This is a genomic window from Streptosporangium sandarakinum, from assembly GCF_050942225.1.
GTDB lineage: Bacteria > Actinomycetota > Actinomycetes > Streptosporangiales > Streptosporangiaceae > Streptosporangium > Streptosporangium nondiastaticum.
On sequence record NZ_CP192034.1, the window covers coordinates 1,753,934 to 1,768,148 of the forward strand.

Below are 14,215 nucleotides of genomic sequence, written 5' to 3' on the forward strand. Positions count from 1 at the left end.
CCATTCGAAGTGAAATAAAGGATGTGTTCAAATTGTCTGCGCCGCATCCGAATCCGGCGAGGGGTTACGTAGGCCAGTGAAGACACAAGACCGCCGGAGCCGCCGCGCGTCGACCGCCGGGAGCAGACTGCTGCCGTCGAACTGGCGAGTACGCCCGCGACTGGTCGCTCTGATCATGCTCCCCACGGCCGCCGCCGTGCTGCTGGGCGGGCTCCAGCTCACCGGCTCGCTGTCCGGCGCGAACGCGTACCGCAGGATGACCGAGGTCGCCACGCTCGTCGACAAGCTCGGCACCCTGTCCTACGAGCTGGCCGAGGAGCGCGACCTCACCGCCTGGTACATCGCCGACCGCCGCAACGGCCGCAGGCTCGCCAAGGTCCGGGAGCAGCGCGCGGAGGTGGACCGTACCCGCGCCGACGTGCTCGCCACGATCGACGCGCTCAGCCCCGACCAGCCGGCCCGCGTCCGCACCGAGACGACGCAGATGCGCAACTGGCTGCGCGGCCTGCCCGGCCTGCGCAAGCCGCTCACCGAGGGCGGCATCCTGCCGCGCGCGTCCTTCGACATGTACTCGCGCATGATCGACGACCTGACCACCCTCAACGACGACCTCGGCCGGAGCGGCGGCGACGAGCGCCTGATCGGTGACGCGCTCGCGCTGGGCGCGCTGACCCAGGCCAGGGAGCAGGCGTCCCGGCTGCGCGGCATCCTGCTCGTCGGCCGCATCGAGGGGCGCTTCGACTTCGACGACCCGGCGCAGTTCCTGGGCGCCTGGCAGAACCAGCTGAACCAGGTCGCAGCATTCCGCGCCGCCGCCTCGCCCGCCGACGTCAAGCGCTTCGACAACGCCACCGACACCCCCAAGGCCGCCCAGGCCGACGCCGCGCGCGCCCTGGTCATGTCCCGGATGCGGGAGACCCTGGCCCTGTCCCGTCTGCGGGAGAACCGCGGTCTGCCGCGGACGCTGGGCATCAACGACTGGTTCGACAACTCCTCGGCCCTGGTGGACGGCATGCGCTCGGTCGAGCGCGGCATGTCCTCCGCCGTCGTCGCCCGCAGCCAGGAGCTGGAGGCCGCCGAGCGGCGCAGCGCCATCATCTTCGGCGCCGCGATCGCCGTCCTGCTGGTCCTGATCCTGCTGATCACCGCCTGGGTGGCCGGCACGCTGGTGCGGCCGCTGCGCAGGCTGCGCAGCGAGGCGCTGGAGGTGGCCGACACCCGGCTGCCCGAGACGGTCCGCGCGCTGCGCGAGTCCGGCGACCACGCCCCGGACGTCGAGGTGCCCTCCATCGGGGTGGCCTCCCGCGACGAGATCGGGGAAGTGGCCCGCGCGTTCGACGAGGTCCACCGCGAGGCGATCCGGCTGGCGGGCGACGAGGCCCGGCTGCGGAGCAACGTCAACGCGATGTTCGTCAACCTCTCCCGGCGCACCCAGTCGCTCGTGGAACGGCAGATCGACCTCATCGACGACCTGGAGCAGGGTGAGCAGGACGAGGGCCGGCTCGCCAACCTGTTCAAGCTCGACCACCTGGCCACCCGCATGCGCCGCAACTCCGAGAACCTGCTGGTCCTCGCGGGCCAGGAGCAGAGCCGCCGGTGGAGCGAGCCGGTCCCGCTGAGCGACGTCGTCCGCGCCTCCCTGTCGGAGGTCGAGAACTACGAGCGGGTGGCGCTGCGGGTCGAGGGCGGCGTCTCGCTCATCGGCTCGGCCGTCAACGACATCGTCCACCTGATCGCCGAGCTGGTCGAGAACGCCATCTTCTTCTCGCCGCAGGACACCAAGATCACGGTGAGCAGCAACACCAACGAGACGGGCGCCGTCATCCTGGCCGTCAGCGACGCCGGCATCGGCATGAGCGACGAGGAGCTCAGCGAGGCCAACCGCAGGCTGGCCGAGCCTCCCGCCGTGGACCTGTCGGTGTCCCGCCGGATGGGCCTGTTCGTGGTCGGCCGTCTGGCCATGCGCCACGGCATCCGCGTCCAGCTCCGCCGCCCGGAGAGCGGCGGCCTGAGCGCCGTCGTCATGCTGCCCCCGCAGGTGGTGGCCAAGTCCTCGATGCCGGAGCTGGCCCTGACGGGCCCGGGCGCCTCCCAGTCGTCGTTCGGCGGCACCTCCTTCTCCGATGCCTTCGGCGGGACCTCGTTCGGCGGCACCTCGGTCGCTCCGGACTCGTTCGGCGGCGCCTCCGTCGCCCAGGACTCGTTCGGCGGAACGTCCGTCGCCGACCCGTTCGGCGGCGCGCCCTCCGCCGATCCGTTCGGTGGCGGATCCGCAGGCGGCTCGTTCAGCGACACCTCCTCGATCTTCGGCACACCCGGGGACGCGGGCCCCGACCCGTTCGGGGCCGGCTGGGGAGACTCCCCCCGCAAGCCCGCCGCGCCCGCGCAGCCCTCCACCCCGGAGCGGCCGCCGGCCGCGCAGCCGCCCGCCGCCTCCCCGGCGGCCGACCTGTGGTCGGCGCCCGTGGTCCCGGCCTCCGCGGTGGAGGACCTGTGGTCGTCGCCGCTGACGTCCGTACCGCCGGCCTTCCCGTCGGCGCGGCCCACCCAGGCGCCGGGACAGCCCTCCGGGCCGGGCCGGCCCGGAGCGGACAAGCCCGGGCCGGGACGGCCCGGGGCGGGGCAGCCGCCCCGGACGCCCTCGGCACCCTCGCCGTCCTGGCCGGAGATGCCGCCCGCCGACCCCTGGTCCCCGCCGCTCAAGGAGCCCGCGGAGAACACCCAGTTCCTGCCCGCGGTCGAGGTGTCGGCCACGGAGCCGGAGCCGGAGGAGTTCCTGCCGATCTTCGCGGCGGTGGGCTCCGACTGGTTCCGCAGCAGCGCCTCCGTCGAGCAGGAGTCCCCGCCCGACCTCGGCGAGACCGACCCGGAACCGGAGAAGACGGCGGACAACCGGCCGGAACCCTCCGCCGAGGAACCGCTGCCCGTCCGGAAGCCCAGGTCCGTCGACAGGACCCCGTGGAGCAGCCCCGCCGACGAGGGCTGGGCCGCCGCCAAGGCGGTGGACAAGCCGTCACTGGGCGGGGTCACCGGCTCGGGCCTGCCCAAGCGGGTGCCGAAGGCCAACCTCGTCCCCGGATCCGCCGCTCCCGCCCAGGCTTCGCCCCCGCCGATCCCCCCGCTCTCCGCGGAGCGGGTGCGCAGCCGTCTTTCCAGTTTCCAGCAGGGCATCCGCCAGGGCCGTGCTGAGATGAACGAGCGGCTGAACGCCGCCGAAAGAGAGAAGCAGTGAACCACCAACTCAGTCAGGCCGCTCGGGGCTTCAATTGGCTGATCACCGAGTTCGTCAAGGAGATGCCCGGGGTCGCCCACGCCGTGATCGTCTCGGCGGACGGCCTCCCGCTGGCCTACTCCCAGGGATTCCCCAAGGACCGCGCCGACCAGCTCGCCGCGATCACCGCCGGCCTCATCAGCCTGACGCAGGGAGCCTCCAGGGTCTTCGAGGGCGGCCCGGTCGTCCAGACCGTGATCGAGATGCAGCGGGGCCTCCTGCTGACGATGTCGATCAGCGACGGGTCCGCGCTGGCCGTGCTGGCCTCGCCGGACTGTGACATGGGCCTGGTGGCCTACCAGATGACGTTGCTGGCTGAGCGTGCCGGACAGGCGCTCACGCCCGCGTTGCGGGCCGAGCTGCAGTCGGCCCAGCGATAGGGAGGTGATATGGACGCACCAGGTTGGCGCGGCCAGGGAGACGAATCCCCCGCCCCGCCCCAGGCCAAGAGCGGGCGGAACCGGCTGATTCGCCCGTACGCTGTGACCGGTGGAAGAACCGCGCCCCGGATGCAGCTCGCGCTCGAGGCACTGGTCTCCTCGGCGACATTCGTGAGCGTGGATTCGGCTACGCTCTCCACGGAGTATCAGGCGATCATCTCGTTGTCCCAGCAGGTGCGCTCGGTCGCGGAGCTTTCGGCTCTGCTGCGCATGCCGCTGGGCGTCACCCGAGTCCTGATCGCGGACATGGCGGCCGAGGGCCTGGTGCAGATCCACCAGCCGTCGCTGGATGCCGGAAAGCCGGATCTCAACTTGCTTGAAAGGGTGCTCAGTGGGCTTCGCAGGCTCTGACGCCGGAATGACGTCAACGAAGATCGTCGTGGCCGGAGGATTCGGCGTCGGCAAGACGACCTTCGTCGGCGCGGTCTCCGAGATCATGCCGCTGACCACGGAAGCGGTGATGACCGAGGCCAGCGCGGAGGTAGACGACCTCTCGCACATACCGACGAAGCGGACCACCACGGTGGCCATGGACTTCGGCCGGGTCTCGCTGGACCGTGACCTGATCCTGTACCTGTTCGGTACGCCGGGTCAGCACCGGTTCTGGTTCATGTGGGACGACCTCGTCAAAGGCGCCATCGGCGCGATCGTCCTGGTCGACACCCGGAGGCTGGCCGACAGCTTCCCGGCGATCGACTACTTCGAGGAGGCCGGGCTGCCCTTCGTCGTCGCCCTCAACGGCTTCAACGGCGCGCACATCCACGCCGAGGAGGAGGTGCGGGAGGCCCTGACGATCTCCCCGCACATCCCCGTCGTCCGGACCGACGCCCGGTCCCGGGACGCGGTGAAGACGACCCTGATCACTTTGGTGGAGCACGTCCTCACGCTGAGGGTGTGACACGAGGCACGGGCCCCGTCCCGGATCGCCAGGCCGTACGGCCCCACGGTCCGGGGCGGGGTCCGTGCCGTAACCCCGCGGCACGCGGCCCCGATGACGAAGGGGTTCCGGAAAACCGGCGCGAACGGGGAGAGCCATGCGCGTACTGGTCATCGGCGGAGGTATCGGCGGTCTCACCGCGGCCCTCAGTCTGCACGCCGCGGGGATCGGCTGCGTGGTCGCCGAGTCGGTTCCGGAGCCGAGGCCGCTCGGCGTCGGGATCAACCTCCAGCCGCACGCGGTCAGGGAGCTCACCGAGCTCGGGCTGGGCGGCGAGCTGGCGGCCATCGGCGTCCCGACCGCCCGCCAGATCTACGCCGACCGCTTCGGCAACGTGATCCTGTCGCTGCCCCGGGGCAGGGCCGCCGGCTACCACTGGCCGCAGTACTCCGTGCACCGCGGCGAGCTGCAGATGTCGCTGCTCGCCGCGGTCCGCGAGCGGCTCGGCGAGCGGGCCGTCATGACCGGCCTGGTCTTCGAGGACCTCGCCGAGGGGCCGGACGGGGTCACCGCCTCGCTGCGGGACGCCCGCACCGGCGAGCCGGTACGGATCACCGCCGACGCGCTCGTCGGCGCCGACGGCCTGCACTCGGCCGTGCGGGCCAGGCTGCACCCGTCCGGCGGGCCGCTGCTGTGGAGCGGCATCCGGATGTGGCGGGGGATCACCCGGAGCCGCCCGTTCCTGGACGGCGCCACGATGCTGATCGCCGGCTCCAACCGCTCGTGCAAGTTCGTCGCCTATCCCGTCTCGCCCGACCGGACCCGGATCAACTGGGTGGCCGAGGTGAAGGTCGCCGAGGGAGGCGAGGCGGCACCCGTGGCCGACTGGACCCGGCAGGGCCGGCCGGAGGACGTGCTCGCGCACTTCGCGGACTGGAAGCTGCCCTGGTTCGACGTGCCCGGCCTGCTGTCGGGGGCCGGCCGGATCCTGGAGTACCCCATGGTCGACCGGGAGCCGCTGCCCTCCTGGGGCCGGGGCCGGGCGACCCTGCTGGGCGACGCCGCCCACCCGATGTACCCCGTCGGCTCCAACGGCGGGTCCCAGGCGGTTCTCGACGCCCGGATCCTGGCCCGCCACCTGGCGGTCCTGGGGCCCGCCGCGGGCCTGGCCGCCTACGAGGAGGAGCGGAGGCCCGCCACCACGCCCCTGGTGCTGGCCAACCGCGAGATGCCGATGGAGCGGACCATCGCGACGGTCGCCGAGCGGGCGCCGTACGGCTTTGGCGACGTCTCCGAGGTGCTCACCCCCGCCGAGCTGGCCGAGATGGCGGAGGGGCAGCGGCGCATGACGGACATGGACGTCGCGTTCCTCAACGAGCGGCCCTCGTGGAGCGTCGGGAATCCGGCGACCTGACGTCCGGGGAATTCCCGCGGGCCGGTGCCGGATTTCCGGCCGCCGGTTCCGCGTCCGGCGACGGCCGTCGATTCCGTCGCGTGCCGTGGACATTCGCCGGCCGCCGGTTCACCGTGTTTTCCGGATGACCGCCGGACATCGGATTCGTCACGATCCGGAATCAGGTATCGGCCGGACGGGTTAATTCAACGCCGATAGTGGAACGGGATATGAAAAACCCCGGGACCAGCACTTCCGTCCCGGGGAAAGAGTTCTCTCTTTTTAAATGATCATTCAAAAGGCCTGATGTGGCGCGTGCCCGTCCGGGCGGGCGCGCGTCCTCACCGGCCGGTCCGTCAGGCCTTCGGGGCGGCGGGGGCCGGCTCGGCGGGAGCCGGGTCCTGCCCGGGAGAGGCGGCCTCCGCCTCGGGGGCGGTGGCCGGCCCGCCGCTCCGCATGCCGCGGACCAGGCGGCCGACCTCGGCGCGCAGGTGCACGAAGTCGGGGTGCTCCCGGGTGGCGATCTGGTCGCGCGGCTCGGGGAGCTCGACCCGCAGGTCGCCGACCACCGTCGCCGGGGACTTCGACAGGACCACGACCCGGTCGCCCACGTACACGCTCTCGTCGATGTCGTGGGTGATCAGCACGATCGTCATCCCGGAGGAGCGGCGGACCTGAAGCACCAGGTCTTCCAGGTCCTCTCTGGTCTGCGCGTCCACCGACCCGAAGGGCTCGTCCATCAGCATCAGGGCGGGCTTGTAGGCCAGGGCGCGGGCGATGGCCACCCGCTGCTGCATGCCGCCCGACAGCTCCCACGGGTACTTCCCGGCCGCGGCGGGCAGGCCGACCTGCTCCAGCGCCTCCACCGCGGCGGCCTCGCGCGACCTGCGGTCGCCTCCCCTGCGGCGCAGCGGGAGCGAGACGTTGTCGGCCACGGTCATCCAGGGGAACAGCGAGCGGCTGTAGTCCTGGAAGACGATGGCCAGGTCGTCGGGGACCTTCTCCACCGGGCGCCCCTGCACGAGGACCCGGCCGCCGGTGGGGCGCAGCAGCCCCCCGATCGACCGCAGCAGCGTCGACTTCCCGCATCCGGAGGGCCCGACGACGCAGACCAGCTCGCCCTCCGCGACGGTGAGGTTCACCCCGCCGAGGGCCTGGTACGCCCCGTAGGAATGGGTGAGGTCGCTGATCTCCAGCATGTCCGGATTACCTCTTCTTGGTGTCAGTCGGTCTTGCGGGCGCCGCGGTGCCAGGTGAGCACGTGCCGTTCGAAGCGCAGGAACGCGGCGTTGAGCACGAAACCCAGGATCCCCAGAAGGACGATGGCGGTCCACATCGTGGGGACGTCGAGTTCGCTCTGGGCGACCAGCATGCGGTAGCCGATCCCCTCGGTGCTGCCGATGAACTCCGAGAGGATCATCATGATCAGCGCCAGCGCGACGCTGATCCGCAGCCCCGCGAAGATCTTGGGCGACGCCGCGGGGAGGATGACCCTGGTCAGCCTCCGGAACCTGGAGATCCCGAAGACCTCGCACGTCTCCAGGTACTGCCGGTCCACGTAGCGGGCGCCGTCCAGCGAGTTGAGCAGGACCGGCCAGGAGACGCCGAAGACGATGGCGGTGAGCTGGAGCGGGGTGCCGATCCCGGTCATGGTCATGAAGATCGGGATCAGCAGGGGCGGAGGCACCGAGCGGAAGAAGTGGATCAGCGGGCTGAAGACGTCGCACAGCACCGCCGAACGGCCCAGCGCGACGCCCGCCGCGATGGCGACCAGGCAGGCGCCGGCCCAGCCGGCCACCAGCCGGCCCAGACTGGGCAGCAGGTGGTGGGCCGCCTCGTCGGTGAGGAAGACGTGGGCGGCCGGCCCGGAGAACCACAGCTCGTGCAGGCGCGCCAGGATGACCGAGGGGGGAGGGAAGTAGACGGCCTGGGCGGCGCGGGTGGACACCTCCCAGGCGACGAGGACGACCGGCAGGATCCACAGCCAGGCGATCCGCGACACGATCGTTTTCACAGCGCCTCCTCCCCGGCCCGGGCCCGGTGCCAGCGGAACAGCCGGCTCTCGGCCTTGGCCAGCAGCGAGTTGACCAGCAGGCCGATGACCCCCGTCCACAGCGTGGCGGCGAGCACCACGTCGCGGCGGTTGCCCGACGCGGCCTGGGTCACGAAGACCCCGATGCCGTCCCCGCCGGCCACCAGCTCCACGCTCACCGCGACGATGAGGGCCACCGAGGCCGCGATCCGCACGCCCGTGGTGATGAACGGCGCCGCGCTGGGAAGCGACACCAGCCGCACGACGTCGTAGGAGCCGAAGCCGAAGGAGCGCAGGGTCTCCTTGGCGAGGGGGTCGACGTCGCGCAGACCGTACAGGGTGTTGATGAGCAGCGGCCAGCAGGACGTGTAGACGATGAGCGCGATCTTGCCCTGCTCGCCGGACAGGAACAGGAACATCGCCAGCGGCAGCAGGGCCAGCGAGGGGATCGGCCGCAGGAACTCCACCAGCGGCCGCAGCGAGCGCTCGACGGCGGGCACGGTGCCCATCGCCATGCCGAGCGGCACGGCGACCGCGACGGCGAGCAGCAGGCCGATCGCGCAGGACGAGAGGGTGACGCCGACCTGTGAGAGGAACTCGCCGTTCGCGAGGAGCCGGGCGGCGCCGGTCAGGATGGTGGAGGCGAGGGGGATCAGGTAGGGATCGATGATCCCGGTCCGGCCGAGCGCCTCCATGACGAGGAGGAACCCCGCGACGCCGAGGACGCCGCGGAGTGTCCTTCTTGCGTTCGTCACTGTGAGGGCGCCGCCACGAGGGTCGTGGCGTCGATCTTGTTCTTGGTGATCTGGAACTCGTTCAGCAGGTCGGCCACGCGCTGGATGCGGGTCGCGTTGAGCGAGGTGGAGAAGGTGCCGATCGCCATGGTCGAGGCGGCCTCGGCCGGGATCTGGGTGAAGGTCGGAATGACCTTGTTGAGCTCCTGCCGGTCGGTCGCGGCGATCTGCTGCGCCTTGCCGATCGCGCGCTGGAAGGCGGCGGCGGTCTTCGGGTACTTCGTGATCCAGTCGGCGGTGGTCGCCCAGCCGTCCAGCGGGAGGTTCTCGGTCGGGCCGGACAGGGTGTCGATCAGAAGGCGGGCGCCGAGGTCCTTCTGCGCGGCGGAGATGTAGGGCTCGGTGAGCCAGGCGGCGTCGACGGTGCCGGCCTTGAGCTGGGTGAGCTGGTCGGCGAAGGGCACCGGCACGAAGGTGACGTCGCTCGGGGCCAGGCCGTGGATCTTCAGCTGGGCGCTGACGGTGACCTCACCGAGGGCCTTGACCGTGTTGACCGCGATCTTCTTGCCCTTGAGGTCCTTCGGCTCCTTGATGGGGGAGTCCTTGGTGACCACGACGCCGTTGACCCCGGGGGCCCCCTGCTGCGACTCGGCGAGCATCTTGAGCTTGGCCATGCCGGAGTCGGTGATGGTGATCAGCGAGACGTAGCTGGTCAGGAAGGCGTCGATGCCGCCGTTGAGGATCTTGGGCATCACCGGCTGGGGAGCCTGGATGGTCTCCGTCTTGATCTCCAGGCCCTCGGCCTTGAAGAAGCCCTTCTCCATTGCGATGAAGAGGGGGGCCGAGGAGGGCACCGGGACGACGCCGATGTTGAGCTTGGTCTTCTCCAGGCCGGCGCCACCCGCGGCGGGCTTGGCCTCGTCGGTGCCCGAACTGCCGCAGGCGGCCAGGGCGAGAGCCGCCACAAGGCCGATGAGGGCGTTACGGACGGCACGTCCGGTCCTCATGGAGTCTCCTTAGCTGAGGGGGGAATCCGCGCTCCGCTCGTATGAGGGTCATTAGAGCCCATGTCAGAGGGGGCTGCGGCGCAACGGCGCGCCAGCTTAGCGGATGGAGATCGTCACGCCCAGGGAGGACAGCTATATATGGGTATATCGGCTCTTACACCTTAGGGGCATCTCGACCCTATTCATGGGGATTATTCCCCTTTGTCCCATTTTTCATGGACTCTTCTGACAAGTTTTGTCTTATTCGCCACATCGGTATGGCTATGCTCAAATAGGTCACGCTTGCCAGACGCCTCATTCGGCGTCTCGCGTTACACACGTGCATGCCCCCCATAGTCCGGTGAGAGGTAACCCAGGCCGGTGACCACTGAATCAGCCCCGGACGACCGCGAACCAAGCACCATGGCCGCGAGTCCCGGCGACCAAGGCGAGCCGTCCCAGACAGGCCGCCGACTGGCGTTGAAGAACTGGCGCGTCCGCACGCGTCTCGTCGCGCTGGTCCTCATCCCCACCCTCGTCGGCATCGCCCTCGGTGCGCAGAGCGTGGTGTCCTCTCTCCAGCGCGCCGACCACTACCGGCAGCTCAACGAGGCGGCGACCCTGGTCAGCCGCCTCTCCGCGCTGGCCCACGAGCTCGCCCGCGAACGCGACATGTCCGCCAGGTTCATCGCGGCCGGCCGCAACGGCGACATGCTCTCCCAGGTGCGCAGGCAGCAGCAGGTCGTGGACGACGCCGCCACACAGGTCACGACGAACCTGGAGCTGAGCCGGGGCGCTCTCGACCAGATCTCCGCCGAGGAGTTCCAGCGCGTCGGCAACCGGATCAGGGAGATCTCCTCACTGCGCAACGCCGTCGTCAAGACGCAGCTGGAGCCCCACGCGGCGATCCAGACCTACTCCCGCGCGATCGTCGACCTGCTGTCGCTGCACGACAACGTCACCCAGGGTGAGTCCGACACCGCCCTGATCAAGAACGCCGCCGCCCTGGGCGCCCTGGCCCGCGCCAAGGACGAGGCGTCCAAGGAGCGCGCCACGCTCGCCGTCGCCCTGCAGACCGGCCGCTTCGACACGACCGGCCTCGACGCGATGACCGCGGCCCGCGCGCAGCGCGACACCGAACTGGAGGCGTTCCGCTCCGAGGCGTCCCTGGAGCTGCGCCAGCACTACGACGACACCGTCACCGGCCGGAAGATCGACAGTGCCGAGTTCACCCGGGCCCGGGCGCTCGTGCTCGGCGCGGAGGGGGCGCAGCTCCGGCGCATCTCCGCGGGCCGCGGCACCGAGGCCAGCCGGTGGTTCGACCAGGCCACCGACCGGGTGGAGAAGATGCGCGCGGTGGAGAAGGACATCTCCGACGCCGTCATCACGCGCAGCGCCGAGCTGCGGGACGCCGAGCGCCGCAGCGGTCTGATCGTCGCCGGCGCGGTCGCCGCCCTCCTCGCGGTCGTCCTGCTGATCACCGTCCTGATGGCCCGGTCGCTGGTCAAGCCGCTGCGCAGGCTGCGCAGCGAGGCCCTGGACATCGCCGGCCGCAAGCTCCCGGAGACCGTCCAGAGCCTGCGCGAGCGCGGCGAGGCGGCCGCGGCCGAGGTCACCCCGATCGGCGTGGCGTCGGCCGACGAGATCGGTGAGGTCGCCCGGGCGTTCGACGAGGTCCACCGCGAGGCCGTACGGCTGGCGGGCCAGGAGGCCACGCTGCGGAGCAACGTCAACGCGATGTTCGTCAACCTCTCGCGGCGCAGCCAGACGCTCGTCGAGCGCCAGCTCGCCCTCATCGAGAGCCTGGAGCAGGGCGAGCAGGACGAGGGCCGGCTGGGCAGCCTGTTCCGGCTCGACCACCTGGCCACCCGCATGCGCCGCAACAGCGAGAACCTCCTGGTCCTCGCCGGGCAGGAGCCCGCCCGCCGGTGGAGCCAGCCGGTCCCGCTGATCGACGTGGTCCGCGCCTCCCTGTCGGAGGTCGAGAACTACGAACGGGTCGACCTGCGGGTCTCCGGCGGCGTGTCCGTCGCGGGCACGGCCGTCAACGACGTCGTCCACCTGATCGCCGAGCTCGTGGAGAACGCGATCTCCTTCTCCCCCCGGGAGACCAAGGTCGTCGTCTCCAGCAACCGCATCGACGGCGGCGGCCTGATGGTCTCCGTCACCGACATCGGCATCGGCATGACCCCGGAGGAGCTCGCCGAGGCCAACTGGCGGCTGGCCAACCCGCCGGTGGTGGACGTCTCCGTCTCCCGGCGGATGGGCCTGTTCGTGGTCGGCCGGCTGGCCCTGCGGCACGGCATCAGGGTGCAGCTGCGCCAGCAGGACAGCGGCGGCCTGACCGCGATGATCCTGCTGCCCGACTCGCTGGTCTCCATGTCGGGCGCCCCGGCCAAGCCGGCGGCCCCGGTGGACTGGGCCGCGTCCTCGGCCTCCCTGGAGCGGTCGGCGGTGATGTCCAGCCCGACCGCGTTCGACTCGGCGGCGTCCTCTTCGTTCTCCTCGTTCTCCTCGTTCGACGCCACCCAGCGGCGGCAGCAGCCCTTCGGTTCGTTCGACGCCTCCTGGCAGTTCGGCTCGGCGGAGGCGCCGCGGCCCGCGCCGGGCGGCGACCCGGGCCGGGCGCCGCTGGACACCCCTGGCCCGGTCACGTGCCGCCGCCGGGGTCCGCCTCCGAGTGGTCGACGACCTCCCGGGCCGACGCGCCCGTGTGGCCCGACGCCTCCGCACGCGGCGGCGCGCCGGCCTGGCCGGACGCCCCGGCGCGCGGCGACTCCATGTGGTCCGACACCTCGGCGCGCGGTGGCGACTCGATCTGGTCCGACACCTCGGCGCGCGGCGGCGACTCGGGCGCCTGGTCCGTCCCGCCCGCCCGGCCCGGCGACTCCGGCGGATGGCCGCCGGCCGACGCGCCCGGGCCGCTCGGCCGCCGCGGCCCGGAGGAGGCCGAGAACACCGGCCCGCTGCCGGCCGTACAGGAGCACTCGCCCATGGAGGAGGCGAAGGAGGAGTTCCTGCCGATCTTCGCCGCGGTCGAGTCCGACTGGTTCAAGAAGGCCGAGCCCGTGGCGCAGGCCCCCGCGTCCGCCCACGAGCCCGCCCATGAGCCGGCCCGCGAACCCGAGACCGCCTCGACGGCGGACGCCTGGTCCTCGCCCGCGGACGCGGGCTGGCAGGCGGCCAGGGCGGTGGCCGAGCCGACGCTCGGCGGCCTCACCGGGTCAGGGCTGCCCAAGCGCGTGCCCAAGGCCAACCTCGTGCCCGGCACGGTCTCGCCCGACCTCGGAGCGTCCGCCCCCGCCCCCGCGCTCAGGCCCAACGTCTCCCCCGAGGCGGTGCGCAACAGGCTCGCGAGCTTCCAGAAGGGCGTACGGCAGGGCCGCGCGGCCGCCAGGGGCGAGGCCGGCGAGGACAGGCCGTATCCGGACTTCGGCCGGGACGTTGAAGCTAACAAGGAGGACCGGTGAGCGAGCTCATCAAGGTCGTCGAGGAGGATGACACGTGCGTGAAATGAGCCAGGCCGCCCGGGGGGTCAATTGGCTGATCACCGACTTCGTGACCAACGTCCCGGGTGTGGCGCACACGGTCGTCGTCTCGTCCGACGGACTGCCGCTGGCGTACTCCGACGGCTTCCCCCGGGACCGGGCCGACCAGCTGGCGGCGGTCGCGGCCGGTCTCATCAGCCTGACGCAGGGAGCCTCCCGGGTCTTCGAGGGCGGCGCGGTCACCCAGACGGTGGTGGAGATGCAGCGCGGGCTGCTCCTCATCATGTCGATCAGCGACGGCTCCTGCCTGGCGGTGCTGGCCGCCGCCGACTGCGACATGGGCCTGGTGGCCTACCAGATGACCCTGCTGGTCGAGCGCGCCGGGCAGGTGCTGACGCCCGCCGTGCGCGCCGAACTCCAAGCCGCCCAACCACGGTGATGACGACGACCCCAGGAGGATGCCGTGGCAAACCGGGACTGGCCGGGTGACGGGGGCCCGCTGAGCGGGCCGCCCTCCTGGTCGATGGACGACCCCCAGAGGTCGCACGGGTGGTCCGTGGAGGACCCCCAGCGGCCGCACGGGTGGCCGGTGGACGACTCCCAGCGGTCGCACGGGATGCCGCCCTCGCACGTCGTGCAGCCTCCGCCGGGGGAGCAGAGCTCCCTGGTGCGGCCGTACGCGATGACCGGGGGGCGGACCGCCCCCCGCATCCAGCTCGCCATGGAGGCCCTGGTCTCCTCGGCGACGTCCGCACATCATGATCTGTCCAACCGCACCCCGGAGTATCAGGCGATCAGCGCGCTGTGCCGGCAGGTGCGTTCGGTCGCCGAGATCTCCGCGATGCTCCGCATCTCCCTCGGCGTCACCCGGATCCTCGTCGCCGACATGGCGGCCGAAGGTCTGGTGCAGCTGCACCAGCCGCAGCTCGACGCGGGCAAGCCGGATCTCAACCTGCTGGAAAGGGTGCTCAGTGGACTTCGCAGGCTCTAATCC

The 14,215-nt window shown here is 71.5% G+C and carries 12 protein-coding genes; 8 read left to right on the forward strand and 4 right to left on the reverse strand.

Annotation, left to right across the window (positions count from 1 at the left end; genetic code table 11):
* Window positions 1-76 precede the first annotated feature (76 nt).
* The 5 genes from ACQP10_RS08340 to ACQP10_RS08360 all read left to right on the forward strand — a co-directional run bounded on the left by ACQP10_RS08340 (window position 77) and on the right by ACQP10_RS08360 (window position 6,002).
* The gene (locus tag ACQP10_RS08340) at window positions 77-3,232 is read left to right on the forward strand and encodes a nitrate- and nitrite sensing domain-containing protein (protein ID WP_433541146.1); all 3,156 of its coding nucleotides are present in this window, start codon (window positions 77-79) and stop codon (window positions 3,230-3,232) included.
* Window positions 3,229-3,651, forward strand: a complete 423-nt coding sequence (locus ACQP10_RS08345) for a roadblock/LC7 domain-containing protein (RefSeq protein WP_179819103.1) — start codon at window positions 3,229-3,231, stop codon at window positions 3,649-3,651. The genes ACQP10_RS08340 and ACQP10_RS08345 overlap by 4 nt, the downstream gene beginning before the upstream one ends.
* A gap of 9 nt (window positions 3,652-3,660) precedes the next feature.
* Entirely contained in the window at window positions 3,661-4,062 is a 402-nt protein-coding gene (locus ACQP10_RS08350) for a DUF742 domain-containing protein (RefSeq protein ID WP_179819102.1), read from the forward strand.
* Window positions 4,063-4,069: 7 nt separating this feature from the next.
* Window positions 4,070-4,609, forward strand: a complete 540-nt coding sequence (locus tag ACQP10_RS08355; protein ID WP_346020885.1) for a GTP-binding protein — start codon at window positions 4,070-4,072, stop codon at window positions 4,607-4,609.
* Between the two features lie 136 nt (window positions 4,610-4,745).
* Window positions 4,746-6,002: a flavin-dependent oxidoreductase gene (locus ACQP10_RS08360; RefSeq protein WP_433541147.1), complete on the forward strand. Its 1,257-nt coding sequence runs from the start codon at window positions 4,746-4,748 to the stop codon at window positions 6,000-6,002.
* 335 nt (window positions 6,003-6,337) lie between these two features.
* On the opposite strand, the gene ACQP10_RS08365 is transcribed toward ACQP10_RS08360, so the two are convergent.
* From ACQP10_RS08365 to ACQP10_RS08380, 4 genes are read right to left on the reverse strand one after another with little or no spacing between them, the layout of a single operon-like run.
* Entirely contained in the window at window positions 6,338-7,180 is an 843-nt protein-coding gene (locus ACQP10_RS08365; RefSeq protein ID WP_346020883.1) for an ABC transporter ATP-binding protein, read from the reverse strand.
* Window positions 7,181-7,203: 23 nt separating this feature from the next.
* Window positions 7,204-7,995 carry an ABC transporter permease gene (locus tag ACQP10_RS08370; protein ID WP_355639845.1) on the reverse strand — a complete coding sequence of 264 codons (792 nt, stop codon included), beginning with the start codon at window positions 7,993-7,995 and terminating at the stop codon, window positions 7,204-7,206.
* Window positions 7,992-8,768, reverse strand: a complete 777-nt coding sequence (locus ACQP10_RS08375) for an ABC transporter permease (protein ID WP_346020881.1) — start codon at window positions 8,766-8,768, stop codon at window positions 7,992-7,994. Before ACQP10_RS08375 ends, ACQP10_RS08370 begins: the two co-directional genes overlap by 4 nt.
* Window positions 8,765-9,754 (reverse strand): ABC transporter substrate-binding protein, encoded by a 990-nt coding sequence (locus ACQP10_RS08380; protein ID WP_346020880.1) that lies wholly within the window; start codon window positions 9,752-9,754, stop codon window positions 8,765-8,767. Before ACQP10_RS08380 ends, ACQP10_RS08375 begins: the two co-directional genes overlap by 4 nt.
* Before the next feature lie 360 nt (window positions 9,755-10,114).
* On the opposite strand from ACQP10_RS08380, the gene ACQP10_RS08385 reads away from it, so the two are divergent.
* The 3 genes from ACQP10_RS08385 to ACQP10_RS08395 are packed head-to-tail and all read left to right on the forward strand — an operon-like array spanning window position 10,115 to window position 14,212.
* Window positions 10,115-13,234, forward strand: coding sequence for a nitrate- and nitrite sensing domain-containing protein (locus ACQP10_RS08385; RefSeq protein WP_433541148.1), 3,120 nt, complete (start codon window positions 10,115-10,117; stop codon window positions 13,232-13,234).
* A gap of 12 nt (window positions 13,235-13,246) precedes the next feature.
* Entirely contained in the window at window positions 13,247-13,660 is a 414-nt protein-coding gene (locus ACQP10_RS08390) for a roadblock/LC7 domain-containing protein (RefSeq protein WP_218912001.1), read from the forward strand.
* Window positions 13,661-13,684: 24 nt separating this feature from the next.
* A complete protein-coding gene (locus ACQP10_RS08395) occupies window positions 13,685-14,212 on the forward strand; it encodes a DUF742 domain-containing protein (RefSeq protein ID WP_376770461.1) in 528 nt (175 codons plus the stop codon).
* Window positions 14,213-14,215: the final 3 nt, after the last annotated feature.

Excerpts from the sequence above, each read along its gene's own strand:
- ACQP10_RS08350 (WP_179819102.1), top strand. The coding sequence starts at position 3,661 with ATGGACGCACCAGGTTGGCGCGGCCAGGGAGACGAATCCCCCGCCCCG.
- ACQP10_RS08355 (WP_346020885.1), top strand. The coding sequence starts at position 4,070 with ATGACGTCAACGAAGATCGTCGTGGCCGGAGGATTCGGCGTCGGCAAG.
- ACQP10_RS08360 (WP_433541147.1), top strand. The coding sequence starts at position 4,746 with ATGCGCGTACTGGTCATCGGCGGAGGTATCGGCGGTCTCACCGCGGCC.
- ACQP10_RS08365 (WP_346020883.1), bottom strand. The coding sequence starts at position 7,180 with ATGCTGGAGATCAGCGACCTCACCCATTCCTACGGGGCGTACCAGGCC.
- ACQP10_RS08380 (WP_346020880.1), bottom strand. The coding sequence starts at position 9,754 with ATGAGGACCGGACGTGCCGTCCGTAACGCCCTCATCGGCCTTGTGGCG.
- ACQP10_RS08390 (WP_218912001.1), top strand. The coding sequence starts at position 13,247 with ATGAGCCAGGCCGCCCGGGGGGTCAATTGGCTGATCACCGACTTCGTG.